The sequence below is a fragment of the Burkholderia sp. Ac-20344 genome, from assembly GCF_017104975.1.
Lineage (GTDB): Bacteria > Pseudomonadota > Gammaproteobacteria > Burkholderiales > Burkholderiaceae > Burkholderia.
Map to the genome: position 1 here is coordinate 12,031 of NZ_JAAGPP010000028.1, position 26,973 is coordinate 39,003.

Genomic DNA, 26,973 nt, shown 5'->3' on the forward strand with positions numbered 1-26,973 from the left:
TGACAGCCTTGTCTGGTAAGGAGATCTCTATCTCCAAACGTATCTCCAGAACACTGATTTTCTTAGAGATAACCTTGGAGACAGATGGCTTTACAGGACGTTTTCGCAGGGCTGTTAGAAAACTATCATCCCGTCTGGATCGTTGCGCGCAAAGAATATCTCCGCGCAGCCCTTCCTCCCTGCGGGGGGGCGTACGGCTAGGTATTCTTCCGGACTTGGTTACTCAAAAACATCACTGAAAAGTGGCATAAGATGTGATGCGGCAACTCGCCGAAAACCACTAAAACGGGGAAACCAATGGCAAAAGCAGTGGCTAAAAATGCGCAACCAGAAGAGAGTGTCGCACCGCGCGCGCGACTTCATCAGCTAACGATATCGAATTTTAGGGCGATAGGACCAAATCCTGTAACGATCGAGCTTGATGATATTGTTGTTCTTGTGGGGCCAAACAATGCTGGGAAAAGCTCCATACTCCGAGCGTACGAAGTGGTTATGGAATCGGGGAAGGCTAACGAGCTGGCGATTGAGGATTTTCCGGGTGCCTGCTTGCCAAAGGATGGAGAGAATAACGGGTTCCCGAATATTGAGCTGGAAACTGTTCTATACGCAGACAGTACACCACCTGCCAAGCATTGGATTGACGTAAAGGAGAATGGTGATCGTCACGTGCGTGAGCGATGGGTCTGGAAGAATGTTGGAAAACCTGAAAAAAGGGGATTCAACGTCGAGTTGGGGGATTGGGATAAGGATCATGGGCCGTGGGGGGCGGCGGGAATCGCTCAGATTAATCGCCCTGAGCCTCATCGAATCGAGGCGTTCGCGAACCCCGAAGATCAGGCTGGAAAAATAATTCAACTCCTTTCTGAGGCGATAAAAGAGAAATTAAAGGACGTCAGCAAAAAGACTCAGGATGTCGGAGGCGAGAAGAGTCAATATGAAGTGCTCCTCGACTCTGTCGCAGAATTGCAAAAGCGTGTTGCGGAAGATGCGATGGAGGCCATTAAAGATGTAAACGAGGATCTTAGTAAATCTATATCTGATGTTTTCCCAGATTATTCGATCACTCTAGATGCTAGGCCCGAAGAGGATTTGGAGAAGGTCATATCGTTCTTCAAATCTTCGCCAGTTCTTAAAATGGGGCCAACGGGAGGTCATCAGTCGACTTTGGAAAGGCAAGGCAGCGGTGCAAGGCGTACGCTGCTTTGGACAGCGCTTCGAATCTTGGCCGAGCATGCGCGAGCGAAGAAGGAGAAGGGTGATGCCAGCGAAAGGCCCCATGTCCTTTTAATCGACGAACCAGAGATGTGCTTGCATCCGAGCGCTATCCGGGATGCATGTAGGGTGCTGTATTCACTGCCTCAGTCAAAGAAATGGCAGGTAATGGTTACGACACATTCACCTGTGTTTATCGATCTCTCCAGAGACAATACGTCGATTGTTCGAGTTCAGCGTGAAGCGAATGGGGAAATATCAGGGACAACAATTTACCGGTCAGAGCGATCGGAGTTAAGTGAGGACGAGAAGGAGGAGCTTAAACTCTTGAATGTGTACGACCCGCACGTTGCCGAATTTTTCTTCGGTGGCAAAACGATCGTTGTCGAGGGTGATACTGAGCATTCGGCGTTCAAGGAAATTGCCGGGTCGGATGAGCGCTTTCGCGATGTTCATGTGGTCCGGGCGCGAGGAAAATTCACAATCATCGCACTTTGCAAAATACTTAATCAATTCGGGGCGGCATATTCGGTGCTTCATGACGCGGACTTGCCGAAGATCACGACGAAGAAGGGGGAGCGAGCCAATCCGGCATGGGCTGCTAATCAGCAGATTTTAGATGTGGTATCGAAGTCACCGAGCGGCGATGTTAGGTTGGTTGCTTCGATGCCGAACTTCGAAGTTGGATTATTCGGGGAGGCTGCTGACGGCGAAAAACCGTATGCTGCGTGGGAGAAGGTTAGAAACGACCAAACAGCAAGAAATCGCGTGACGTCGTTATTGGCTTACTTGGCCCGCGTTGAGGATACGGTGCCGCCGGGTGTTATGGTGTGGTCGGATATCGATGCATTGACGCGGGAGGTTCAAGCGATCGGCTTGTAATCGACTCGAAAAAATGGCGGCGCATTGCAGAAATTCGCAATGCGCCGAAATGTCCGGCGTGTGATTGAGAGCGGGCGATGGTCAGCTCACGTCACGCACGCGCATGATCGTTTGGCGGCTGGTGCTGTATTGTTTTGCCAATCCCGCGACGGTAGCTCCTTCTGCCAAGAGCCTTCGCACCGCCATTTGTTGCTGCTGGGTAAGGGCAGACGGCCGGCCCATCGCTTTTCCCTCCGCTTTGGCCCTCGCGATACCGGCCTGTGTTCTCTCAATCAACAGGTCTCGTTCAAACTCGGCGACTGCGTTTAACACCTGCATTGTCATTCGGCCGGCCGGACTGGTAAGGCCCACGCCCCCCAGAGCGAGGCAATGAATCCGAATGCCGCGATGTGCCAGAGCCTCAACCGTCGAACGGACGTCCATCGCATTTCGACCGAGCCGGTCGAGCTTGGTCACGATCAACACGGCGCCTTCTTCCATCTTGAGGAGCAACTGTGCGAAACCCGGCCTCTGCTCGGCGCAAACACTTCCTGAGATGCTCTCCGTTACCACACGGCGTTTGTCGACAGCGAAACCTGCCGCCTCGATTTCCCGGAGCTGGTTCGTTGCGGTCTGGTCCATTGTGCTGACCCGGGCATATGCGAAGGTTCCGGACATATTCTCCGTGAGGTGTTCGAAAGGGATGTCCGAATCATGCTATATGTCCGAATGTGGCAAAGTTTATTTTTCTGACACGGCCTAACGCCCTTGTCCGAAAGGGAACGGTTTCGGACGCGGGCAAGAGATTGAGACTCGAACGCCGAATCGCAACGGCCGACGACGGGATTGTTCGGATTTGCCATGTCGAAATGCATGTTTCCGAGCCGTTGCAATATTGACTGCAGATACTGAACGGCTGGCTTTGGAACTGAGCCCGCCGTGCAATTCTGATCACGCGGTGCCGGTCAGTTCTTAGTCGCTCGTATAATCGGCTCGCTCCACAAATTTGGCAGAGTAATGGATGAACAGCAGAAATCCGGGGCAAGAAAAGCCCAATAAGCCGCTTTCGCGCGAGGAAATTCTCGCAGCCGTCGATGTGAAACCTGTCTTCGAAGTCGTTACTCATGATGCAGGCACAATCACTGTCACGTCGATGCGGGTACACACATTGGAAAGAATTGCCGTCGAGTTTGAGCGCGACAATTCCGATGACGACACCAAGTTGCGTTGCCTGCTCCGCGAACTCGGTCGAACGAACGGCGAGGAAGGGCAATCGATTCCTGTTTCCGACTCCCTCGTTGGCCGAGTGACGACCGTCGAACTAGCGGACTTCGCACGTAAGCTTCTTGTATCAGAAGAATGGGCTAGCGAGGATGAGGCCGCACTTGAGCCCGATCCGAAGAGGCGTGTTATCGAAGCGCTTCAACGAGAGTTTGAGGCTGCCGGCGCATCCTACCGAAAAATACTTGATTCTCTGGGCCCGAGCATTTCCGCGGCCACTCGCGCGTCCATCTCGAATGCAACCCGATTGGCGGACAAACTTCGGATGGACATCGTCACAAGCTCGCCTTCGTTCAAAGCTATTGAGGCACTGCAAAGGCAAGAATCAATCGCCAGGCTCGCGGCGATGCAAGGGTCGATTGCGGGGAGCGAGGTGGTTCGAGAGCACGTGCTCCGACTGAAAGACACGCTTCCATCGGCAGCGACGTCGGATGTGTCGTCAAGAATTCAAAGCCTACCGCCGATGGTCAATCCCGCCGTTGCGTCTGCCAAGGCTACCGCTGAAAGCGCAGCAAAGATGGAACAAGCGTTGGAGAGACTAGAGCAACGCGCAAACGATTCTGCGCTTCTCATCACGGGTATACACGACATGATCCGCGATACAACGTTGGATATGGCAAGAAACGCTCAAGAAAGCAGCGCGGCGACGAAGCAATCATTGGATCAGGCCGCTGCGTCCGTGGCAATTGGCGCGCAGTCTTTGACTTGGGCGAAGTACGCCCTGATGGCCAGTGTTGTTATTGGACTCGTTGGTTTGGTGTTCGCCGCCATAAGCGCGTGGTATGCGGTATTCCCCGCGAACACAGCACAATTGCCGAGTACTGTAGCCGAAGGGGGGCTTGCTCCCAGGAGCATGCAACCGACATCTGCCGATCGATTCGGAAAGACGCAAGCGGAAAGTACGATCCACGGGAACTAGGCGTTGCTCCCGATTTATGTGTGCGTTCAGATTGTTCGCCGACGCGCAAATTGGGTTGGCAGTGGAATAGTCCTGCGGTACGGGCAGTTATTGCGGAGTATGAGAGATGGGAGGACGCGCATCCTTTGCTTGCCACTAAGCGGTATGAGAAGCGCCAGTACTTCGCGTCATTCGGTTGGACGAGCAAGAACATTCCGTTGCCGTCCGTGAGTTTGTACGGCGCAGTGCTGGCCTTCGCGTTCCGTACCTGCACGTCAGCGAGAGGAATTGTTGGAATTTTTTTGGTATCGGCTGATACAAAAAAATCCAACACTTTCTCCGGCTGCCACTGAGCAACCTTGTATGACGATGTGAGCTAGAGATCCGCCAGACGGTAGTGAGCAGGGCGCTTCTTGTGAATCTTGGGGATGGTTCGATGCTTGACTGGTCCCCCCGACAGGAATCGAACCTGTATCTAGCGCTTAGGAGGCGCTTGTTCTATCCATTGAACTACGGGGAGAGCCATGTCCGGGTGCTCGCGCAAAAAACGCGAACCGGACGGCGGTGTGGACAGCGCGCAGAGTATAGCAAACGCACGGCGCGTCGGCGGGGCGGAATGCACGCCGACGCGCGCGATCGCGAAATCAGCCGCGATCGGAAAACCAGGAAATCAGCGAATCAGAAATCGACGACGACGAAATCTTCCTTGCCCACATCGCACAGCGGGCAGCGCCAGTCGGCGGGAATGTCGGCGAAACGGGTGCCGGGCGCGATGCCTTCGTCGGGCAGCCCTTCCGCTTCGTTGTAGACCCACCCGCAAATCAGGCAGACCCAGCTCTGGTATTCGGTTACTTCGCTCATGTGGCGCTCGGGAAAAATGGAAATTCGGTGATGCCGTTCGCGGCCTGGCCGGCGGACGAAAGGCGCAATGGTACCGGAATTTCGCCGAACAGCGCCGCAACGTCGTTTTAAACGTACGCATCGCGAACAATGCAACCGAAACACATATGCTGTGTGTGCGGTGTATGCTTCCCGGGCTGTCCAATCATAAGGAGAATGCGATGCTGAACAAAAAGTGGATCGCAGGTGCGGTGTGCGTGGCGGCGATGGCCGTGTCGACGATGGCGCGGGCCGAGGCGCGCGTGTATTTCGAAGCGCCGAGCGAGGGCGCGACGGTGTCGAACCCGGTGCACGTCAAGTTCGGGCTCGAAGGGATGGAGCTCCGGCCCGCCGGCGACATGACGCCGAATACCGGCCATCATCACCTGCTGATCGACGGCCGGCCGATTCCGAAGGGCGACGTGATTCCGGCCGGCGAACGTTCGCTGCACTTCGGCAGGGCGCAAACCGAAACCGAAATCAAGCTGCCGCCGGGCCAGCACACGCTGACGCTGCAGTTCGGCGACGGCGCGCACCGGTCGTACGGCCCCGAACTGAGTTCGACGATCTCGGTCAACGTGAAGTAATCGCACGTGCCGCGTACGGGCGCCCGAGGCGTCCGGCGCGGAATGGTCGATCGGCCGGCCGCAGGCATCCGGCCGGCACAAGCCCCTTCGCTCAGAACCCGCGCCCGGCGTCCGCTACCGGAAGCCGGGCGCGCCCGATGCGCCATTGCATCGCGTCGATGCACATCGATGAACGCTGCCTGCCTGCCGTCAAAAGCGCCTTCCAACCCGCATCTCAACCCGCATCTCAACCCGTTTGCCGGCCTTATCCGTCCGGCCATGCCGGTGGCGGCGCCCGCGACCGGTACAATGGGCGCTTCCGATTTCTCTCTTCGCCGTCTCCCCATGTCGCTCTATTCCATTTCCGGCGCGCAGCTCGCGTTCGGCCACGTCGCGTTGCTCGATCACGCGGATTTCTCGCTGGAAGCCGACGAGCGCGTCGGCCTGATCGGCCGCAACGGCGCGGGCAAGTCGTCGCTGCTGAAGATCGTCGCAGGGCTCGCGAAGCCCGACGACGGGCTGGTCACGCGCCAGCAGGAGCTCGTGACCGTCTATGTGCCGCAGGAGCCTGAATTCGAGCCGGGCGCGACGGTGTTCGATGCAGTCGCGTCGGGGCTCGCACACACGCGCGAACTGCTCGAGGAATACGACTCGATCGCGCACCGCCTCGCGGATATACCCGAAGGCGCCGAGCACGATGCGCTGCTCGCGCGGATGAACGCGCTGCAGTCGTCGCTCGATGCGCACGACGCGTGGAGCTGGCGCACGCGCGTGTCGATGACGCTCGCGCAGATCGGCCTGGCGGACGTCGACGCGCCCGTCGACGCGCTGTCGGGCGGGATGCAGAAGCGCGTCGCGCTGGCGCGCGGGCTGGTGCTGCAGCCCGATGTGCTGCTGCTCGACGAACCGACCAACCACCTCGACTTCGACGGCATCCGCTGGCTGGAAGAACTGCTCGTCGCGCAGCGCGCGGGCTTGCTGTTCATCACGCACGATCGCGCATTCCTCGACCGCGTCGCGACGCGCATCGTCGACCTCGATCGCGGCCGGCTGCTGTCGTACCCGGGCAATTTCTCCGCGTACCAGACGCGCAAGGCACAGCAGCTCGAAATCGAGCGGGTAGAAAACGAGAAGTTCGACAAGCTGCTCGCGCAGGAAGAGGTGTGGATCCGCAAGGGCGTCGAAGCGCGCCGCACGCGCAGCGTCGGCCGTATCGCGCGGCTCGTGCAGATGCGCAACGAGCGGGCGGAGCGCCGTAACGCGCAGGGCAACGTGAAGCTCGACGTCGCGCAGGGCGAGAAGTCCGGCAAGATCGTCGCGGAGCTGACCGACGTGACGAAGCGCTATGGTGGCCGCACGGTCGTCGATCGCTTCTCGACGACGGTGATGCGCGGCGACAAGATCGGCTTCATCGGCCCGAACGGCGCCGGCAAGACGACGCTGCTCAAGCTGATTCTCGGCGAACTGAAGCCCGACGAAGGCACGGTGCGCACCGGCACGAACCTGCAGGTCGCGTATTTCGACCAGATGCGTGCGCAGCTCGACCAGGAAAAGAGCCTCGCGGATACCATCAGCCCCGGCAGCGAATGGGTCGAGATCGGCGGCGTGCGCAAGCACGTGATGAGCTATCTCGGCGATTTCCTGTTCGCGCCGGAACGCGCGCGTTCGCCGGTGAAGTCGCTGTCGGGCGGCGAGCGCAACCGGCTGCTGCTCGCGCGCCTGTTCGCGCGTCCGGCCAACGTGCTGGTGCTCGACGAACCGACCAACGACCTCGACATCCCGACGCTCGAACTGCTCGAAGAGCTGCTGGCCGACTACGACGGCACGGTGCTGCTCGTCAGCCACGATCGCGCGTTCCTCGACAACGTCGTGACGTCGGTGATCGCGGCCGAGGGCGACGGCAAGTGGCGCGAATATGTCGGCGGCTTTACCGACTGGCAGATCCAGAGTGCGCGTGCGGATCAGCTTGCGCAGCAGGAAGCCGCGAAGCGCGCGGTCAAGGATGCAGCGCCCGTCAAGGAAGAGCCGGCGAAAAGTGCCGCGGGCCGCAACGCGCAACGCACGGTGAAGCTGTCGTTCAACGAGCAGCGCGAGCTCGATTCGCTGCCGGAGAAGATCGCCTCGCTCGAAGAGGAGCAGAAGACGATCAATGCCAAGCTCGAAGACGGCTCGATTTTCGCGAAGGATCCGCAGGAAGGCACGCGCCTGACCGAGCGGTTCGCGGCGATCGACGACGAATTGCTCGCCGCGCTCGAACGGTGGGAAACGCTCGAGGCGAAGCGCAAGCCGGCGTAATTCGCACTACGCGTCGCACGGCCGGCGGCCGCTGCGCGCGATTCCGCGATTGGCGTGCCACGCGGAACCAGTAAAATACCGCGCGTCCCGGGCAGCGCAGCGTACGCCGCGCGCCCGCTTTCGGAGCAGTCCAAGCACACCGTTGTTTCGATTCGCTTTTTTACGGAACTCAACGTTTTGTCCACGACGTTATCCACACGAGGTGTGGACAACGTCCCGATGAATGACGAAATTCAGCGCCTATGTCAACGAAGAAACCCAGCGCGGCCTATAGCGAAGCATCGATCAAGGTGCTCAAGGGTCTCGAGCCGGTCAAGCAGCGTCCCGGCATGTACACCCGTACCGAGAATCCGCTGCACATCATCCAGGAAGTCATCGACAACGCGTCCGACGAGGCGCTCGGCGGCTACGGCAAGCAGATCACGGTCACGCTGCACGCCGACCAGTCGGTATCGGTCGAGGACGACGGCCGCGGCATCCCGTTCGGCGTGCACCCGGAAGAGGGTGTGCCGGTCGTCGAGATCGTATTCACGCGCCTGCACGCGGGCGGCAAGTTCGACAAGGCCGCGGGCGGCGCCTACACGTTCTCGGGCGGCCTGCACGGCGTCGGCGTGTCGGTGACGAACGCGCTGGCGACGCGCCTCGACGTGACGGTCTGGCGCGACGGCAAGATCGCGGAGCTCGGCTTCGCCGAAGGCGATGTCGTGAAGCCGCTTGCAACGCAAGGCGCGGGCCGCGGCGAGAAGAAATCCGGCACGCGCGTGCAGGTGTGGCCGAATCCGAAGTACTTCGATTCGCCGAACCTGCCGCTCGGCGAACTGCAGCGCCTGCTGCGTTCGAAAGCCGTGCTGCTGCCGGGCGTCGAGGTCGTGCTCGTCAACGAGAAGACGGGCGAGCGCCAGACGTGGAAATATGAAGACGGCCTGCGCGGCTACCTGCTCGACGAAATGAACGGCAGCGAGCTGCTGATTCCGCTGTTCGAAGGCGAACGCTTTGCCGATTCGCGTTCGGGCGACGACACCTTCGCCGAAGGCGAGGGCGCGTCGTGGGTCGTCGCATGGAGCGAGGAAGGCTCGCTCGTGCGCGAGTCGTACGTGAACCTGATCCCGACACCGGCGGGCGGCACGCACGAATCCGGCCTGCGCGACGGTCTCTACCAGGCGGTGAAAAGCTTCGTCGAACTGCACAACCTGCAGCCGAAGGGCGTGAAGCTGCTCGCGGAAGACGTGTTCGCGCGCGTGTCGTTCGTGCTGTCCGCGAAGGTGCTCGATCCGCAGTTCCAGGGGCAGATCAAGGAACGCCTGAACAGCCGCGACGCGGTGAAGCTCGTGTCGTCGTTCTCGCGCCCGGCGCTGGAGCTGTGGCTGAACCAGCACGTCGAGCACGGCAAGAAGCTCGCCGAACTCGTGATCAAGCAGGCGCAGGCGCGCACGCGCGCGGGCCAGAAGGTCGAGAAGCGCAAGAGTTCGGGCGTCGCGGTGCTGCCCGGCAAGCTGACCGATTGCGAGACCGAGGATATTACGCGCAACGAACTGTTCCTCGTCGAGGGCGACTCGGCAGGCGGCTCCGCGAAGATGGGGCGCGACAAGGAATACCAGGCGATCCTGCCGCTGCGCGGCAAGGTGCTGAACACGTGGGAAACCGAGCGCGACCGCCTGTTCGCGAACAACGAGGTGCACGACATCTCGGTCGCGATCGGCGTCGATCCGCACAGCCCGGATGAAAGCGTCGACCTGTCGAACCTGCGCTACGGCAAGATCTGCATCCTGTCGGACGCGGACGTCGACGGTTCGCACATCCAGGTGCTGCTGCTCACGCTGTTCTTCAAGCATTTCCCGCAACTGATCGAGCGCGGCCATGTGTGCGTCGCGCGGCCGCCGCTGTTCCGCGTCGACGCGCCCGCGCGCGGCAAGAAGGCCGCGCAGAAGCTCTATGCGCTCGACGACGGCGAACTCGAAGCGATCCTCGACAAGCTGCGCAAGGACGGTGTGCGCGAGACCCAGTGGAGCATCAGCCGCTTCAAGGGTCTCGGCGAAATGAGCGCCGAGCAGCTGTGGGATACCACGATGAACCCCGACACGCGCCGCCTGATGCCGGTGAAGCTCGGCGATCTCGACTACGAGGCGACCGTCGCGCGCATGACGATGCTGATGGGCAAGGGCGAGGCAGCTGCACGGCGCGGCTGGCTCGAGGAAAAGGGCAACGACGTCGAAGCGGACATCTAAGCCGAGCACCTGCGCGGCCGGGCCTGACGCCCGGCCCGGCCCCACGCCACTTACGAATACGGAATTCAGATGGACGACAATACTTCCGATCTCTTCGCCGCGTCCGACGCACCGGATGCCGAAGCGCTGACGCTCGGCAACTACGCGGAGCAGGCGTATCTCAGCTACGCGGTCAGCGTCGTGAAGAGCCGCGCGCTGCCCGACGTCTGCGACGGCCAGAAGCCGGTGCAGCGCCGGATCCTCTACGCGATGAACGAAATGGGCCTCGGCCCGGACGCGAAGCCGGTGAAGTCGGCGCGCGTCGTGGGCGACGTGCTCGGTAAATACCATCCGCACGGCGACCAGTCGGCGTACGACGCACTGGTGCGTCTCGCGCAGGATTTCTCGCTGCGCTACCCGCTGATCGACGGGCAGGGCAACTTCGGCTCGCGCGACGGCGACGGCGCGGCGGCCATGCGTTACACGGAAGCGCGCCTCACGCCGATCGCGAAGCTGCTGCTCGACGAGATCGACCAGGGCACGGTCGACTTCATGCCGAACTACGACGGCTCGTTCGAGGAACCGAAGACGCTGCCGAGCCGCATGCCGTTCGTGCTGCTGAACGGCGCGTCGGGCATCGCGGTCGGTCTCGCCACCGAAATCCCGTCGCACAACCTGCGCGAAGTCGCGGCGGCGGCGGTCGCGCTGATCCGCAATCCGAAGCTCACGCACGCGGAGCTGATGAACCTGATCCCCGGCCCGGATTTTCCGGGCGGCGGCCAGATCATCTCGAGCGACACCGAAATCGCGGCGGCCTATGAAACCGGCCGCGGCAGCCTGAAGGTGCGCGCGAAATGGAAGATCGAGGATCTCGCGCGCGGCCAGTGGCAGCTCGTCGTCACCGAGCTGCCGCCGAGCACGTCGGGCCAGAAGGTGCTCGAGGAAATCGAGGAACTGACGAACCCGAAGCTCAAGCTCGGCAAGAAGACGCTGACGCCCGAGCAACTGAACACGAAGAAGGCGATGCTCGACCTGCTCGACGCGGTGCGCGACGAGTCGGGCAAGGAAGCGGCGGTGCGGCTCGTGTTCGAGCCGAAGTCGCGCACGATCGACCAGACGGAATTCGTGAACACGCTGCTCGCATACACGAGCCTCGAATCGAACGCGACGCTGAACCTCGTGATGATCGGCGCCGACGGCCGGCCGGGCCAGAAGGGCCTGCTGACGATCCTCGACGAATGGGTGAAGTTCCGCCAGCTGACGATGACGCGTCGGTGCCGCCATCGTCTCGCTAAGGTCGACGACCGTATCCATATCCTCGAAGGGCGGATGATCGTCTTCCTGAACATCGACGAGGTGATCCGCATCATTCGCGAGTCGGACGAGCCGAAGGCCGCGCTGATGAGCGCGTTCGGGCTCTCCGACCGGCAGGCCGAGGACATCCTTGAAATCCGCCTGCGCCAGCTCGCGCGGCTCGAGAAGATCAAGATCGAGAAGGAACTCGACGCGCTGCGCGACGAGAAGGCGAAGCTCGAGGAACTGCTCGCGAACGAAAGCGCGATGAAGCGGCTGATGATCAAGGAGATCGAGGCCGACGCGAAGCAGTACGGCGACGATCGCCGCACGCTGATCCAGCAGGAAAAGCGCGCGACGTTCGAGGCGAAGGTCGTCGACGAGCCGGTGACGGTCGTCGTGTCGCAGAAGGGCTGGGTGCGCGCGCTGAAGGGGCACGGGCTCGATCCGGCCGGCTTCACGTTCAAGGCCGGCGACCACCTGTACGCGGCGTTCCAGTGCCGCACGCCGGATCGCCTGATCGCATGGGGCAGCAGCGGCCGCGTGTACTCGGTCGACGTGTCGGTGCTGCCGGGCGGGCGCGGCGACGGCGTGCCGGTCACGTCGCTGATCGAGCTCGAATCGGGCTCGCACCTGATGCACTACTACGCGGCGCCGGCCGACCAGCAACTGCTGCTCGCGTCGAGCAACGGCTTCGGCTTCCTCGCGAAGGTCGGCGACATGGTGAGCCGCGTGAAGGCCGGCAAGGCGTTCATGACGATCGATGCAGGCGCGGTGCCGCTCGCGCCGATGCCCGTGCTGCCGAACGCGACGCAGGTCGCGTGCCTGTCGAGCGGCGGCCGCCTGCTCGTGTTCGGGATGGACGAGATGAAGACGCTGTCGGGTGGCGGCCGCGGCGTGATCCTGATGGCGCTCGACGACAAGGAAACGCTCGTCCAGGCGCTCGCGATCGATCCGGCGGGCGTGGTGCTGATCGGCACCGGCCGCGGCGGCAAGGCGCAGGACGAGATGCTGTCGTATGCGGGGCTTGCGCCGCACGTTGGCAAGCGCGCTCGCAAGGGCCGCGCGCCGGAGACGAAGCTCAAGGTCGTCAACGAGCTACGTCCGCTGCTCGGCTGACGCGACGCGCGTTCGATCGTCCGGTTCGGCCGCGATCGAAGGCCGCACCTCCGCTTCGGCGGACGTGCGGCCTTTTCTTTTGGCGTGGGGATTCGGGTAAGCAAGCGTGGCGCTGTCACGCGGAACTTGCAAAATAGTGTGAAATCGCGCCTGGGGTCTGAACCGCGCAGCGACAATCCGGTCGAACGTCGCTCGATGCCGCGTGCGACGCGGCCGTTCGCCGCACCCCACTCCTCACAGGATTGCCGTCATGTCCCATGCTGTCTCCGTCGCGCTGTTTCTTCATCTGCTGGCCGTCGCCGTGTGGGTGGGCGGGATGGTCTTTGCCAACTTCTGCCTGCGTCCGGCGCTGTCCGACCTGTCGCCGCAGCTTCGGTTGCCGCTGATCGAGGGCGTGTTCGGCCGCTTCTTCAACTGGGTATCGGGTTCCGTGATCGTGATCCTGCTGTCCGGCGGCTTCCTGCTCGTGGAATTCGGCGGCGCGCACGCGACGTGGTCGCTGCACGCGATGGCCGGGCTCGGCGTCGTGATGATGCTGATCTTCGGGCATATCCGGTTCGCGCTGTTCCCGCGTATCCGCCGTGCGGTGCAGGCGCAGAAGTGGCCGGACGGCGCACGCGCGGTGAATACGGTGCGCCTGCTCGTCCTCGTGAACCTCGTGCTCGGCGTCGTCACGATCGGCGCGGCGGTGTTGTCGCGCGGTTTCTGACCTGTCGGCTGTCGGCGCCGGCCGGCGCGCAGCCGCCGGCGCATCGGCCTGCTTCGTTAAGCGGCCAGCATCGCATCGAGCAGCCATGAGCCGACCGGGCCGAGCGGCCGGTTGCGCGACCAGACCGCATCGACCCGCACGCGGCGCGGCCAGCCGCGCGCGCGCAGTTCGCACAGCCGATCGCGCGCAAAGTGGTCGACCATCCAGCGCGGCAGTTCGGCCCAGCCGAACCCCAGCACGGCCATCTCCAGCAGCATCAGGTAGCTCGGCGCCAGCCAGTGCTGCGTACCGACGACGATCCGGTCGTCGGCGCTGCGGCCTTCCGTTTTCACATAGGTATTGAGGCGCAGTTCGCGCACGTCGCGCAGCGCGGCGTGCGGCACGTCGGCGTCGCCGTATTCGGAGAGCGCGTGCGTGCGGCCGACGAACAGCCCGATCTCCGATTCCTCCGCGATCGTCGCCGCGCCGATATCGGCCGGGTAGGCCGCGCGCGCGGCCATCAGCCCGAGCTGTGCGCGCCCCTGCTGGATCAGGTCGAGCACGTCCTCGTGCTCGGCGATCTGGCATTCGAGCTCGAGCGCCGGAAAGCGTCGTTCGAGCGCCATCAGCGTTTCCTCGTAGCGCTTCGACTGGTAGGTATCGGACACGACGAGTGTCAGCCGCGCTTCCTCGCCACGCGCGAGCCTAGCGGCCGTGCGGTCGATCGCCGCGCCGGCCTCGAGCGCGCGCTGCACCTGCGGCAGCAGTGCGCGCCCGGCGTCGGTCAGCGTCGGCGCGCGCGTCGAGCGGTCGAACAACTGCACGCCGAGATCGATCTCGAGGTTCGCGATCGCCTCCGACACGGTCGACTGGCGCTTGCCGAGCTTGCGCGCGGCGGCCGTGAACGAGCCGAGCAGCGCGGCTTCGGCGAATGCGAGCAGGGCTTCGGGGGCGTGGCGCATACGGCGCTCCTGGTGGTGTTATATCGGCAAAACCGATGATATCAAACTGGATTCATACGGTTTTGCCGATCAAAATGGCTGCGATGAACGAAGTAGATGAATCGGAGGGAATCATGAAACAGGTCAACAAAACGGTGACGGAACGGCTGCTGCATGCATTGACGTTCGAGCTGGTCGCGATTGCGCTGTGCGCGCCGATCGGCGCGTGGCTGCTCGACATGCCGGTGTCGCACGTCGGCGTGCTGACGGTGATGGTGTCGCTGATCGCGATGGCGTGGAACATGGCGTTCAACACGCTGTTCGACCGCATCGAGCGGCGCGCGGGGTTGTCGCGCACGCTCGGCATGCGGATCGCGCATGCGGTCACGTTCGAGCTCGGCCTCGTTGCGATGGTGGTGCCGGTTGCCGCGTGGTGGCTGAACGTGAGCCTTGTCGAGGCGTTGCTGCTCGACCTCGGCATCGTGCTGTTCTTCCTGCCTTACACGTTCTGCTTCAACCTCGCATACGACGCGCTGCGCGCCCGCTGGATGGCACGCCGGGTCGCGGTGCAGGCAGGTTGAGGGCAGGCGAGACGGGCGAATGCCGGCAGAGCCCGGCGAGGCGGCGGCCGTCTTCGGTCAGTGTGCGGCGGCCCACAGCCACACGCCGCACGCAACCGCGACCGTGCCGTACACGGCATAGACGGGCACCTTGAAGCGCGCGAAACACAGCGTCGCGAAGATGCCCGTCAGCCAGTAAACGGGGTCGGCCGGCTCGCGGTGCAGGATCCTCACGACGGCGACGACGAGAAAACCCGTGGTCGCCGCGCGCAGCAGGCGCATCCCGTGCTCGAAGCGCGAATGGCGCTTGAGACGGGACAGGTGATTCTGCGCAAACACGACGAGGCACCCCGACGGAATGAACAGCGCGGCCGTCGCGAGCAGCGCGCCGACCCAGCCGTCGGTCAGGTAGCCGAGAAACGGCACGACGTTCAGCAGCGGCCCCGGCGCGACGGGCGACAGCGCGAACGCAAGCGTGAAGTCGTGATCGGAGATGCCCGTTGCGGGCGTGACGAACAGCGTCTTGAGCACGGGCAGCGCGGAAAAGCCGCCGCCGAACAGTGTCATGCCGGCGCCGGCGAGGCGCGGCCACAGCAGCGTCGCCTGGTAATCGCCGGGCAGCGGCACCGCGAACAGCGTGACGAGCACGCCGAGCAGCACGAGGAGGTTGCGGTCGCGGGTCGACAGCGTGACATCGATCGCGTCGCGTTGCGGCGGCCCCGTCAGCCAGCCTGCTGCGAATGCGGCGAAAAGAATCCCGACGAAGGCGGCCGGATTATGCGCGAAACCGAGCAGAATCGTCGACAGCGCGGCGATCAGCTGTTCGCGCCGCGTGCGCGCGAGCGAGCGCACCTGCTTCACCCACGTGACGCCGATCAGCGCGGCGAGCACCATCCCGAAGTGATTGATCAGCATCGGCGCGGCCAGCGAGCGCACGAGCGGCGTGCGATAGAAGATTGCGAACAGCGTCATCAGGATGGAGAACGGCAGCACGCTTGCGATGCCGGCGACCCATGCGCCGATGCGGCCGTGCAGGATCTGGCCGACCTGTACCGCCACGTTGCAGCCGACGGGGCCCGGCACGAGCCAGGCAAGCGCGACGAGATCGCCGAAGACGTGGGGCTCGATGCGTTGCAGCCGTTCCACGTAGTGGCGTTCGAGCTGCGCCATCATGGAAAGCCCGCCCCACGAGACCGCCGAAATGCTGGCGACGACCTTGAACAGGTCCCACAGGGAAGCCTGTGCCTGTTCGACATCAGCGGTCGCTTCGATTTCAACGGTGGTCATGTTGGTGGTGCGGGCACGGGGCCCGATCTCTCGCGTATGGCCATGCCGACGGCCCGCCGACACGTCGCCCCTCCTGATTGTCCGCCGCACCCTATGACACTGCCATGCGCAAAAACGCTAGTTGATGAACTAAACAATCAGATCGGAAAACGAAACAATGACGGCGCACGCAACGTGCGCCACGGCCTCGGTGCGCTCACACGCCCGTGCTGCCCGTCGCGCGGTGCGCGATCAGTTTCGGCGGGTCGCCGCGCACGCCGAAGCGCGCGATCAGCGGGGGAATCGCGTCGGCCGGCACCGGTCGCGAGAACAGGAAGCCCTGCGCCTCGATCTCGCCGAGCGCGGACAGCCACGTGATCTGCTCCTCGGTTTCCGTGCCTTCGACGACGACGGTCAGGCCGAGCGAGCGCGCGAGATGCACGATCGACGACACCATCACGCACACGCTGCGATCGTTCGGGATCGCCTGCACGAACGAGCGGTCGACCTTCAGCGTATCGACGGAGAAGCGGTGCAGGTACGACAGCGACGAATAGCCGGTGCCGAAATCGTCGAGTGCGATCCGGATGCCGAGCTTCTTCAGCGCGACGATCTTCTCGGACACGAGTTCCGGATACTCCATCATCGCGGTTTCGGTGATCTCGATCTCGAGCCGGTTCGCGTCGATGCCGGTTTCCTGCAGCGTGCGCGAGATTGTCTCGATCAGGTCGCCGCGCCAGAACTGCACCGGCGAGATGTTGACTGCGAGCGTCAGCGTGTCGTGGCCCTCGTCGCGCCAGCGCGCGATCTGCTCGCACGCGGTACGGATCACGAAGTCGCCGATCGGCACGATCAGGCCGGTCGATTCGGCGATCGAAATGAATTCGTTCGCGGAGATGATCCCGTGCTCGGGGTGGTCCCAGCGCGCGAGCGCCTCGAAGCCGGTGATATGGCGGTGCGTGAGGTCGATCTTCGGCTGGTACGCGAGGAACAGCTGCCCCTCGGCGAGCGCGACGCGCAATTGCTGTTCCCAGCGCATCAGGTGATCGGCACGGTGCGACAGGTGCGGCGCATAGAACTGGTAGCAGTTCTTGCCGGCATCTTTCGCGCTGTACATCGCGAGATCGGCCTTCTTCAGCAGGTCGATCTCGCTTTCGTTCGCGACGGAGTGCAGCGCGATGCCGATGCTGGCATGCAGCACGAACGAGCTGCCGCGCACGTCGAACGGTTCGCCGAACATCCGGATGATCGCTTCCGCGAGCCGCACCGCGCGCCGCTCGACGTCGTCGCCCTTCATCACCACGACGAACTCGTCGCCGCCGATGCGCGCGAGCGAGCCTTCGTCGCCCACCGCATCGGACAGGCGCGATGCGGTCATCTGCAGCACGATGTCGCCGGCGTTGTGGCCGAGCGTGTCGTTGACGGTCTTGAAGTTGTCCAGATCGATGAACAGCAGCCCGAGCCGCGACAGGCTCGTCGGCACCGACACGTCGTTGCGCAGCCCGCGCAGCGTCGCATAGCGGTTAGCGAGGCCGGTGAGCAGGTCGTATTCGGCGAGCTGCGTCATTTCCCGCTCACGGCCGAGCAGCTTGCCGATCAGGCCCGTCGCAACGCCGAAGAACGCGAGCATCGCGAGCGTGATGAAGCTCGTCATCAGCAGGTAGACGTTGCGCGTGTGGTAGTAGTCCGCGAATTCCTCGGTTTGCGACAGCCCGACCATCACCGCGAGCGGGTAGCCGTCGAGGTGGCGGTACGACACGATGCGCGTCACGCCGTCGATCGGGTCGATGATCGTGCCCGTCACGCGCTCGGCGATCGGGTAGACGCCCGACGCCGAAAACGCGCCGGGCGCGTTGCTGACCGAGCCCGTGCGCCGCGCAAGCACGCCGCCCGTATCGGACACGACCGCGATCACGCCCTCCTTGCCGATCGCCGCGTTGTTGTAGAAGTCGTTCGTGAAATAGCTCGGGTCTTCCGACACGACGACGATGCCCGCGAAGCTGCCGTCCGGGTTGTTCAGGCGCCGCGTCATCTGCAGTGTCCAGTGGCTCGACACGCGGCCGAGGACGGGCTTGCTGATGAACAGGCGGTCGTCGTTGTGCGCGAGGTGGATCTTGAAGTGCTCGCGATCGGACAGGTTGATCGGCTGCGGATGAAGCTCGGCCGTGTTCGCGAACAGGATGCCCTTCGCGTTGACGAGCGACACCTGGATCAGCGTGTCGCTCGGCACGACACCTTTCTCGACGGTGCTCGCGAGGTTGAAGCGTGCGGGCGACTTCTCGAATTCGAACTTGACGAAGCGGGTGATCTGGTCGACCTGGTGGATCGCCTTGACCGTATGCTGCTCGAGCGCGGAGGACAGGATCGCCGCGGAAGCCGCTGCTTCCTTGTACGCGCTGTCCTTTTCCACGGACAGGCGCGCGATGATCACGGCCCACAGCAGCGCGAGCGCCAGCATCCCGAGCAGCGGGATCGCAAATAGCGCGCGCCGGCGCGATTTGCGCGGCGCGCGTAGCGGCCGGGTCGGCGGCGTGTGGTTGGACCGGGCGGAGCTCATCGAAGAGGGTGGCGTCCTGCTCGCGTGTGCCATCCGTGTGGATGGCCGGCTATGGTTGGGGTTGTCCCGGCGTCTGTTCGTTCGCGGGACACGCAACCATGGACAGACCTCCGAAACAACGGATTAGGCCCGATATTACTGGCTGGAACGTTTTTGCGATAGCTGGGCGAATCGTCGGGGGGGGGCGCCGGACGGGCCGGCGCCATCGCACATCGCGAAATGTCAGGCGGGTGACAGGAAGGTGCCGTCGACGACCGTGACGGCATGGCCGCCGATCCATGGGGTGCCGTCTTCGGCATAGCTGACGAAGATGCGGCCGTCGCGGCCGATCGCCGTGCCCTGGCGGGCCGTATACGACTGGCCGGGGCGGCGTTCCTGCCGCGTCAGCAGCCCGGCCAGCGCCGCGTTTGCGCTGCCCGTGACCGGATCCTCGCCGAAGCCGAAGTTCCCGCCCGTCATCAGGCAGCGGATTTCGAACGTCGCGGGGCCGCCTTCGGCGTGCGGCGCGTAGACCGCGAGGCCGTCCGTACGGTAGCGGTGCGTGAGCGCTGCCAGCGCGGCCGGATCGGGCGACAGGCCGACGCACGCGTCGGCCGACTGCAGCCGCACGACCAGCCACGGCGCGCCGTTGTCGACCGCGCACGGCTCGGCCTCCAGGTCGAACGCGTCGCTGCGCAGCGCGGCAGCCAGCGCCGCGTAGTCCGAACGGTCGAGCGGCGTGACGCGTGCCGGCGGCGCGGCGAAGGCCCAGCCGTCGGCCTGCTCGCGCAGCGCGACCAAGCCAACCCCGCACTGCTGGATCAGCCGGCCCGGCGTGCGCGGCTGCGCGCCGCTTTCCAGGAACGCATGGGCGGTGCCGAGCGTCGGGTGGCCGGCGAACGGCAGTTCGCCCTCCGTCGTGAAGATCCGGACGCGGTAGTCGGCTTCCGGATCGGTCGGCGTGCAGACGAATGTCGTTTCCGACAGGTTCGTCCAGCGGGCGATCGCGAGCATGTCGTCGTCGCCGAGCGAATCGGCGTCGAACACCACGGCGAGCGCGTTGCCCTTGAACGGCACCGACGTGAACACGTCGATCTGCTTGAAGCGGACGAGACGACCGGACATCGCGGCGCGCCCGTTACGCCACTTCGGCGATCAGCTCGATCTCGACGCACGCGCCGAGCGGGATCTGCGCGACGCCGAATGCCGAACGCGCATGCTTGCCCGCGTCGCCGAACACTTCCGCGATCAGTTCCGACGCGCCGTTCGTCACGACGTGCTGTTCGGTGAAGTCAAGCGTTGAGTTGACGAGGCTCATCAGCTTGACGATGCGCGTGACCTTGTTCAGGTCGCCGGTATGCGCGTGCAGCGTCGCGAGCAGGTCGATCGCGATCGCGCGGGCGGCGGCCTTGCCGTCTTCCGTCTGCAGATCCGCGCCGAGCTTGCCGGCCCAGACCTTGCCGTCCTTCTTCGCGATGTGGCCCGACAGGTAGACCGTATTGCCGCTTTGCGCGCTCATCACGTAGGCGGCTGCCGGTGCGCCGGCGGTCGGGAGCTCGATGCCGAGCGACTTCAGTTTGTCGTAGACGTTAGCCATGTATTCGATTCCTCGTAGAGAGTCGTGACAGGAAAAAGGGGGCGATCAGAGGCGCTCGCGCAGCAGCTTGCCGAGGCGCGCGACGCCTTCCTCGATCTTCTCGGGCGGCACCGTCACGAAGGACAGGCGCAGCGTGTTCTGCTGCGCATTGTCCGCGAAGAACGGCGCGCCCGGCACGAAGGCGACGTGGTTGTCGACGGCCGCGGCGAGCAGCTTCATGCTGTCGATCTGCGCGGGCAGGTTCACCCAGATGAACATCCCGCCTTCCGGGCGGTTCCACGTGACGCCTTCCGGCATGTGGCGCTCGAGCGCGCCGAGCATCGCGTCGCACTGCGCGCTGTACAGCTCGCGGATCGTCGGGATGTGCTCGTCGAGGAAGCCGTCCTTGATCACTTCGTGCGCGATGCGCTGCGTGAGCGTCGGCGTGTGCAGGTCGGTGGCCTGCTTGGCCTGCACGAGCTTGAAGTGGAGTTCCTCGGGGGCAATGATGTAGCCGATCCGCAGGCCCGGCGCGAGCACCTTCGAGAACGTGCCGAGGTGCACGACGTGATCGGGCGCCATCGACAGCATCGTCGGCAGCGGCTCGCCGCGGTAGTTCAGCGCGCCGTACGGATCGTCTTCCAGCACCGGGAACGGGCTCGACTGCGCGAACGCGGCGAGCGCGCGGCGGCGCTCGACGGGCAGGCGGCGGCCGGTCGGGTTCTGGAAGTTCGGCTGCGCGTACAGCAGGCGCGCGCCTTGCGTGAGTTCGGGGGTGAGGCCTTCCGGCAGCAGGCCCTGCTCGTCGGTCGGCACCTGCACGTAGCGCGGCTCGTACAGCGAGAACGACTGCAGCGCGCCGAGGTAGGTCGGGGTTTCGACGAGGATCGGGCTGCCCGGATCGACGAGCGCCTTGCCGAGCAGGTCGAGCGCCTGTTGCGAGCCGGTCGTGATCAGCACCTGCGACACGCGCACGCTGTAGCGCTCGGCGATCCATTCGCGCAGCGGCAGGTAGCCTTCGGTCGCGCTGTACTGGAGCGCGGCGGCCGGCGCGTCGCGCAGCACGCGATCGGCGGCGGCGCGCATGCGTTCGGCCGGGAACGTCGCGGGGGCGGGCAGGCCGCCGGCGAACGAGATGACCTCGGGGCGTTCCGTGACCTTCAGGATCTCGCGGATCGCAGAGCTCGTCAGCTTGCGGGCGCGTTCGGAAAGCTGCCAGTGCGGCGGATGCAGGTCGCTCGGATTCATAGTCTCCTCGTTCGGATATCGTGGTCAGTCAAGAAAGGTCGTTCGGGCAAATCGCTTCGACGCCGCCGGGTGGGCAGGCACGAGCGCGATCGAGCCTTCGCGGCCGGGTGGGCAAACCGATCAGGCAAAACGTCCATTATGGCGCAGCTATTCAGCCGGCGCGAGCCGGTTGCGCGGCGGTGGCGACTGCCGAGCGGCGCCCAAGCACCACGGTGGCGATCACCGCGGCTGCGAACAGCCACGTCGACGACGTGACCGTTTCGCCGAACAGCAGCGCGGAAAAGGCGATCGTGAAGAAAATCTGCAGCAATTGCACCTGGCCGACGCGCGCGATGCCGCCCATCGCGAGCCCCGCATACCACGCGAAAAAGCCGATGAATTGCGAAAAGAGGGTCACGTAGCCGAAGGCGAGCCACGTGCGCAGCCCGAGCGGGCCCGGATGCGCGGCATGCTGCATCCACGCGAGCCAGCCGACCGGCAGCACGAGGAACGGCGCGGACACGACGAGCGCCCAGCAGATCACCTGCCAGCCGCCGATCTGGCGGGCGAGGCGCGCGCCTTCCGCATAGCCGAGCGCGCCGATGCCGACCGCGACGAGCATCAGCGCGTCGCCGGCCTGCACGGTGCCGCCGCCGTCGCGCAGCGCGAACGCGATCACGAGCGCGCTGCCGGCCACCGCGCTGGCCCAGAACGCCCTCGACGGCCGCTCGTGCGACAGCCATGCCGCGTACAGCGCGACGAACAGCGGCTGGAGGCCGTTGACCACCGCGCCGTGCGAAGCCGGTACCGATTTCATCGCCCATGCGGAGAACACCGGGTACGCGATGATCACGCCGGCCGACGTGATCGCGAGGCTTTTCAGTTGCGCGCGGGTCGGCAGCGGCTCGCGGCGCCACCACAGCAGCAGGCCGGCCGGCACGGCAGCGGCGAGCGCGCGGCCGAGCCCGTTGAGCAGCGGATGGAGTTCGGACACGACGATGCGCGTCATCGGCAGCGTCAGGCTGAAAATCATCACGCCGATCAGGCCGAGCAGCATGCCCCGGGTTTCGCGCGAATTCATGTCAGGGGTGTCTCCGTATTGCGGGGTCGTTGTAATTGGAGGGGTGTTCAGCGCAGCGTGCGCGTGCCCTGCGGCGTGTCGAATTCGGCGACCAGCGCGGGCGGGCCGTCGGCGGCTTCGAGGTCGAGCAGGTGGGCGGCGCCGAGCCAGTCGAGCTGCTCGCGGAGCGCGTCTGCACGCGGGTGGGTGCCCTTGAGCGCCTTCAGCGCGACGCCGTCGCCCGGCAGCGATTCGGCCGGATGGCGTGCGCTGTCCCATTGGATCAGCGACGGCAGGAGGCCGTCGCCCGCGCCTTGCCATGCGGGAAACGTGCCGTCGTCGGGGACCGTGAGGCCCCAGCCCAGATCGCCGCGCCGCATCGCGACGACCGGCGGGATGCGCGCCGGGTACTGGCTCTGCCACAGTGCGAGCTGGCGCGGACGGTCGACGCGCGCGACCCAGTGCGCGAGAAACGGGCCTTGCGCGAGCCGTGCATGCATGGTCGGATCGTCGAGCCCGAACAGTCGCGCGCGCGGCGGCTCGGCACCGTTGCTCGGCGCCGGTGCGTCGGGGTCGATCGCGATCACCTCGAGATAGAGCCCGCCCCACGCGCCGAACAGTGCATTGTGGGTCCGCATCAGCGGGTGACGGCCGCCGCCGGCCGGTTCGATGCCGAGCGCGCCGGCGACGTGGCGGACGCCTTCGTCGAGCGTGCGCGCGGCGATCACGAGATGGTCGAGTGTCAGGGAACGGGCTGGCATGAACGTCGGTCGGGAAGCGAAAGTGTCATGGTGGGCAGGCGATGCGCGGGGCGGTGGCCGGACCGGCCGGCGTACCGGCCGCGATGCAGGCCGGTGGGCGCGGCGTCAGGTGCGGCGGGCCGGAACGGCGGCCGCATGGTCGCCATTCCGGTCAACTGTAATCGTCGCTACCGGCACAGTAACGGTACAATCGGTGCGATAGCCTTCGGTACAGTTGGAGCTGCCGCCCATGTCCACCGTCCCACTCGCCCAGATTCCCGCACCGCACGATACGGCCACGCTCACGCTCGTCGACCAATTGGTCCAGTGGGCGCGACGGCGCATCGACGAACGCGTGTTCCGGCCCGGCATGCGGATGCCGTCGATCCGCAAGCTCGCGCTCGACAAGAGCGTGTCGCGCTTTACCGTCGTCGAAGCCTACGAGCGCCTCGTCGCGCAGGGCTACCTCGATTCGCGGCGCGGTTCGGGCTTCTACGTGCGCGAACGCACGGCCGCCGGCCCGCAGCCGGTCGACGGCGTCGCGCGCGTGGCCGAGGCCGCGCCGGTGCACAACACGATCGACGTCGTCTGGCTGCTGCGCAACATGCTGCACACCGCCAGCCCGGAAAAGGGGCCGGGTCTCGGCTACCTGCCGGGGCGCTGGCTCGACGGCGAACTGATCACCGGCGCGCTGCGCGCGCTCGGGCGCCAGGCCGGCGCGCAGATGCTCGGCTTCGGTACGCCGCAGGGTTTCCTGCCGCTGCGCCAGCAATTGCAGACGCGGCTCGCAGAAGTCGAGATCGGCGTGACGCCCGACCAGTTGGTGATGGTGTCCGGCATCACGCAGGCGATCGACCTGATTTCGCGGATCTACGTGCAGCCCGGCGATGCGGTGATCGTCGGCGATCCGGCCTGGTTCCAGATGTTCGGCCGCTTCGCGTCGCAGGGCGCGCAGCTTGTCGGGATGCCGTACACGCCCGACGGCCCCGATCTCGACGCGCTCGAGACGCTCGTGCAGATGTGGCGGCCGAAGATGCTGGTGATCAATTCGGTGCTGCAGAACCCGACCGGCACGTCGCTGTCGGCCGCGCAGGCGTTCCGGATCCTGAAGCTCGCGGAGGCGTACGACTTCCTCGTCGTCGAGGACGACGTGTACGGCGACCTGTGTCCGCCGAGCTATCCGGCCACGCGCCTCGCGAGCCTCGACCAGCTGAAGCGCGTGATCTACCTCGGCAGCTATTCGAAGACGCTCGCGGCGAACCTGCGGGTCGGCTACGTCGCATGCGCGCCGGAAATCGCGAAGGCGATCACCGACCAGAAGATGCTGGTCGGGATGACGACGCCCGAGCTCAACGAGCGCGTGCTGTACAAGATCCTGACCGAAGGGCATTACCGGCGCCACGTCGAACGGCTGCGTGCGCGGCTCGACGGCGTGCGCGACAAGACCGCGCGGATGCTCGAGCGCACCGGGCTGAAGCCGTTCACGATGCCGGCGGCGGGGATGTTCCTGTGGGCCGACACCGGTGTCGACTCGGACGCGCTCGCGGCTGCCGCGCACGAGGAGGGCTTCCTGCTGACGCCGGGCAGCCTGTTCTCGCCGCAGCAGTCGCCGTCGACGTGGACGCGCTTCAACGTCGCGAACTGCGGCGATCCGGCGCTGCCGGGGTTTCTCGCGCGCTATGTCGACTCGGCCGTGCGGCGCGCATCGTGACGCGGCGCGGGCCGCCGTCACTTGAAATTGCGCACGCCGTCCCCAGATAGGCGCGCAAACCGCCCGTGCAGGCGGTCGTTCTTTCACGGGTCGGCCGGCATCGCGCGCCGGTCGCCTGCGCCACATCATTCAAGTTCAAGCAAGAGGAAACAGCATCCATGGCACACGAAACGATGAGCTTTCAGGCAGAGGTCAAGCAACTCCTCCATCTGATGATCCATTCGCTCTACAGCAACAAGGAAATCTTCCTGCGCGAACTGGTGTCGAACGCGTCCGACGCGGCTGACAAGCTGCGTTTCGAAGGGCTCGCGGACAACGCGCTGTACGAGAACGATCCGAACCTGCGCATCCGCATTGGCTACGACAAGGCCGCGCGCACGATCACGATCGACGACAACGGCATCGGCATGAGCCGCGACGAGGCGATCGCGAACCTCGGCACGATCGCGCGTTCGGGCACCAAGGAATTCTTCACGAAGCTGTCGGGCGACCAGCAGAAGGATGCGGCGCTGATCGGCCAGTTTGGCGTCGGTTTCTACTCGGGCTTCATCGTCGCCGACAAGATCACCGTCGAGACGCGTCGCGCCGGCCTGCCGGCGAGCGAAGCCGTGCGCTGGGAAAGCGCGGGCGAGGGCGATTTCACGATCGACGCGATCGAGCGCGCGCAGCGCGGCACGACGATCACGCTGCACCTGCGCGAAGGCGAGGACGAGCTGCTGTCGTCGCACCGCCTGAAGTCGATCATCCAGAAGTATTCCGACCACATCGCGCTGCCGATCCTGATGCAGAAGGAAGAATGGGATCAGGAAAAGGGCGAGATGGTCCTGAAGGACGAGGACGAGACCGTCAACCAGGCGAGCGCGCTGTGGACGCGTTCGAAGAGCGACGTCACCGACGAGCAGTACACGCAGTTCTACCAGCACATCGCGCACGACCACCAGGATCCGCTCACGTGGACGCATAACCGTGTCGAGGGCCGCAGCGAATACACGCAACTGCTGTTCGTGCCGTCGCACGCGCCGTTCGACCTGTGGAACCGCGACTATCGCGGCGGCCTGAAGCTGTACGTGAAGCGCGTGTTCATCATGGACGACGCGGAGCAACTGCTGCCGCAATACCTGCGCTTCGTGAAGGGCGTCGTCGATTCGGCCGACCTGCCGCTGAACGTGTCGCGCGAGATCCTGCAGGAAAGCCGCGACGTGAAGGCGATCCGCGAAGGCGTGACGAAGCGCACGCTGTCGATGCTCGAAGAGCTCGCGAACGCGGAAGACGATGCCGGCAAGGAGAAGTACAAGACGTTCTGGGGCGCGTTCGGCCAGGTGCTGAAGGAAGGTCTCGGCGAGGATCACGCGAACCGCGAGCGCATCGCGAAGCTGCTGCGCTTCGCGTCGACGCATGGCGATACCGACGCGCAGGACGTGTCGCTCGCCGACTACGTGTCGCGCATGAAGCCCGAGCAGAGCAAGATCTACTACGTGACGGCCGACGCATGGCAGGCCGCGAAGAACAGCCCGCATCTCGAAGTGTTCCGCAAGAAGGGCGTCGAGGTGCTGCTGCTGACCGATCGCGTCGACGAATGGATGCTGTCGTTCCTGCAGGAATTCGACGGCAAGCCGCTCGCGAGCGTGGCACGTGGCGACCTCGATCTCGGCGAGCTGAACGACGAAGAGAAGAAGGCGCAAGAGCAGGCGGGCGAAGCGATCAAGCCGGTCGTCGAGAAGATGAAGGAAGCGCTCGGCGAGAAGGTGAAGGAAGTGCGCGTCACGTTCCGCCTGACCGATTCGCCGTCGTGCCTCGTCGCGGACGACAACGACATGAGCGGCTACCTGCAGCGGATGCTGAAGGCGGCCGGGCAGAACGCGCCGGCGATGCAGCCGATCCTCGAGATCAATCCGGAGCACGCGCTCGTGAAGCAGTTGAAGGCCGACAGCGCCGATTTCGGCGACTGGTGCCATCTGCTGTTCGATCAGGCGCTGCTGGCCGAAGGCGGCATGCTCGACGATCCGGCAAGCTTCGTGAAGCGGACCAACGCGCTGCTGCTGTCGCGCGCCGCGTGAACA

General features: G+C 64.5%; 20 protein-coding genes, 1 tRNA gene and 1 pseudogene. 10 read left to right on the forward strand and 12 right to left on the reverse strand.

Annotation, left to right across the window (positions count from 1 at the left end):
• The first annotated feature begins 297 nt into the window (after positions 1-297).
• On the forward strand, positions 298-2,094 hold the full coding sequence (locus G3N64_RS12140; protein WP_205784172.1) for an AAA family ATPase: 1,797 nt from the start codon (positions 298-300) through the stop codon (positions 2,092-2,094).
• Positions 2,095-2,175: 81 nt separating this feature from the next.
• Here G3N64_RS12140 and G3N64_RS12145 read toward each other — a convergent pair whose 3' ends face one another.
• The gene (locus tag G3N64_RS12145; RefSeq protein ID WP_205784173.1) at positions 2,176-2,751 is read right to left on the reverse strand and encodes a recombinase family protein; all 576 of its coding nucleotides are present in this window, start codon (positions 2,749-2,751) and stop codon (positions 2,176-2,178) included.
• Between the two features lie 343 nt (positions 2,752-3,094).
• Between G3N64_RS12145 and G3N64_RS12150 the strand changes: the two genes are divergently transcribed.
• Complete coding sequence (locus G3N64_RS12150) at positions 3,095-4,273, forward strand: hypothetical protein (protein ID WP_205784174.1); 1,179 nt, start codon at positions 3,095-3,097, stop codon at positions 4,271-4,273.
• A gap of 133 nt (positions 4,274-4,406) precedes the next feature.
• Here the strand turns inward: G3N64_RS12150 and G3N64_RS39700 are convergent.
• From G3N64_RS39700 to G3N64_RS12160, 3 genes and pseudogenes are all read right to left on the reverse strand, one after another.
• Positions 4,407-4,541, reverse strand: a pseudogene (locus tag G3N64_RS39700) (Arm DNA-binding domain-containing protein); the annotation flags it as partial.
• Between the two features lie 156 nt (positions 4,542-4,697).
• Positions 4,698-4,772: transfer RNA gene (locus G3N64_RS12155), tRNA-Arg, on the reverse strand.
• Between the two features lie 158 nt (positions 4,773-4,930).
• The gene (locus tag G3N64_RS12160; RefSeq protein WP_006398668.1) at positions 4,931-5,113 is read right to left on the reverse strand and encodes a rubredoxin; all 183 of its coding nucleotides are present in this window, start codon (positions 5,111-5,113) and stop codon (positions 4,931-4,933) included.
• Positions 5,114-5,313: 200 nt separating this feature from the next.
• On the opposite strand from G3N64_RS12160, the gene G3N64_RS12165 reads away from it, so the two are divergent.
• The 5 genes from G3N64_RS12165 to G3N64_RS12185 all read left to right on the forward strand — a co-directional run bounded on the left by G3N64_RS12165 (position 5,314) and on the right by G3N64_RS12185 (position 13,317).
• Positions 5,314-5,718: a DUF4399 domain-containing protein gene (locus G3N64_RS12165; protein WP_205784175.1), complete on the forward strand. Its 405-nt coding sequence runs from the start codon at positions 5,314-5,316 to the stop codon at positions 5,716-5,718.
• A gap of 288 nt (positions 5,719-6,006) precedes the next feature.
• Positions 6,007-7,992, forward strand: coding sequence for an ATP-binding cassette domain-containing protein (locus tag G3N64_RS12170; protein WP_205784176.1), 1,986 nt, complete (start codon positions 6,007-6,009; stop codon positions 7,990-7,992).
• Positions 7,993-8,234: 242 nt separating this feature from the next.
• Positions 8,235-10,217 carry a DNA topoisomerase IV subunit B gene (gene parE / locus G3N64_RS12175; RefSeq protein WP_205784177.1) on the forward strand — a complete coding sequence of 661 codons (1,983 nt, stop codon included), beginning with the start codon at positions 8,235-8,237 and terminating at the stop codon, positions 10,215-10,217.
• Between the two features lie 69 nt (positions 10,218-10,286).
• Positions 10,287-12,608 carry a DNA topoisomerase IV subunit A gene (gene parC / locus G3N64_RS12180; protein ID WP_205784178.1) on the forward strand — a complete coding sequence of 774 codons (2,322 nt, stop codon included), beginning with the start codon at positions 10,287-10,289 and terminating at the stop codon, positions 12,606-12,608.
• 250 nt (positions 12,609-12,858) lie between these two features.
• Positions 12,859-13,317, forward strand: a complete 459-nt coding sequence (locus G3N64_RS12185) for a CopD family protein (protein ID WP_085041971.1) — start codon at positions 12,859-12,861, stop codon at positions 13,315-13,317.
• Between the two features lie 56 nt (positions 13,318-13,373).
• Here the strand turns inward: G3N64_RS12185 and G3N64_RS12190 are convergent, their stop codons facing one another.
• On the reverse strand, positions 13,374-14,258 hold the full coding sequence (locus G3N64_RS12190; RefSeq protein WP_205784179.1) for a LysR family transcriptional regulator: 885 nt from the start codon (positions 14,256-14,258) through the stop codon (positions 13,374-13,376).
• 113 nt (positions 14,259-14,371) lie between these two features.
• On the opposite strand from G3N64_RS12190, the gene G3N64_RS12195 reads away from it, so the two are divergent.
• Entirely contained in the window at positions 14,372-14,818 is a 447-nt protein-coding gene (locus tag G3N64_RS12195) for a multidrug/biocide efflux PACE transporter (RefSeq protein WP_205784180.1), read from the forward strand.
• Between the two features lie 57 nt (positions 14,819-14,875).
• Here G3N64_RS12195 and G3N64_RS12200 read toward each other — a convergent pair whose 3' ends face one another.
• The 7 genes from G3N64_RS12200 to G3N64_RS12230 all read right to left on the reverse strand — a co-directional run bounded on the left by G3N64_RS12200 (position 14,876) and on the right by G3N64_RS12230 (position 23,223).
• Positions 14,876-16,084, reverse strand: a complete 1,209-nt coding sequence (locus G3N64_RS12200) for a chromate transporter (RefSeq protein ID WP_205784181.1) — start codon at positions 16,082-16,084, stop codon at positions 14,876-14,878.
• A 196-nt stretch (positions 16,085-16,280) separates the two neighbouring features.
• Positions 16,281-18,620 (reverse strand): EAL domain-containing protein, encoded by a 2,340-nt coding sequence (locus G3N64_RS12205; protein WP_205784182.1) that lies wholly within the window; start codon positions 18,618-18,620, stop codon positions 16,281-16,283.
• Positions 18,621-18,842: 222 nt separating this feature from the next.
• Entirely contained in the window at positions 18,843-19,724 is an 882-nt protein-coding gene (locus G3N64_RS12210) for a PhzF family phenazine biosynthesis protein (RefSeq protein WP_205784183.1), read from the reverse strand.
• Between the two features lie 13 nt (positions 19,725-19,737).
• A complete protein-coding gene (locus tag G3N64_RS12215; RefSeq protein WP_034190720.1) occupies positions 19,738-20,196 on the reverse strand; it encodes a RidA family protein in 459 nt (152 codons plus the stop codon).
• 45 nt (positions 20,197-20,241) lie between these two features.
• Positions 20,242-21,423, reverse strand: coding sequence for a PLP-dependent aminotransferase family protein (locus G3N64_RS12220; RefSeq protein ID WP_205784184.1), 1,182 nt, complete (start codon positions 21,421-21,423; stop codon positions 20,242-20,244).
• Positions 21,424-21,574: 151 nt separating this feature from the next.
• Positions 21,575-22,483 carry a DMT family transporter gene (locus tag G3N64_RS12225; protein ID WP_205784185.1) on the reverse strand — a complete coding sequence of 303 codons (909 nt, stop codon included), beginning with the start codon at positions 22,481-22,483 and terminating at the stop codon, positions 21,575-21,577.
• Between the two features lie 47 nt (positions 22,484-22,530).
• Positions 22,531-23,223, reverse strand: a complete 693-nt coding sequence (locus G3N64_RS12230) for a VOC family protein (RefSeq protein WP_205784186.1) — start codon at positions 23,221-23,223, stop codon at positions 22,531-22,533.
• Between the two features lie 229 nt (positions 23,224-23,452).
• On the opposite strand from G3N64_RS12230, the gene G3N64_RS12235 reads away from it, so the two are divergent.
• Both G3N64_RS12235 and htpG read left to right on the forward strand, forming a co-directional pair.
• A complete protein-coding gene (locus G3N64_RS12235; RefSeq protein ID WP_205784187.1) occupies positions 23,453-24,913 on the forward strand; it encodes a PLP-dependent aminotransferase family protein in 1,461 nt (486 codons plus the stop codon).
• A gap of 158 nt (positions 24,914-25,071) precedes the next feature.
• On the forward strand, positions 25,072-26,970 hold the full coding sequence (gene htpG / locus G3N64_RS12240; protein WP_205784188.1) for a molecular chaperone HtpG: 1,899 nt from the start codon (positions 25,072-25,074) through the stop codon (positions 26,968-26,970).
• Positions 26,971-26,973 lie beyond the last annotated feature (3 nt).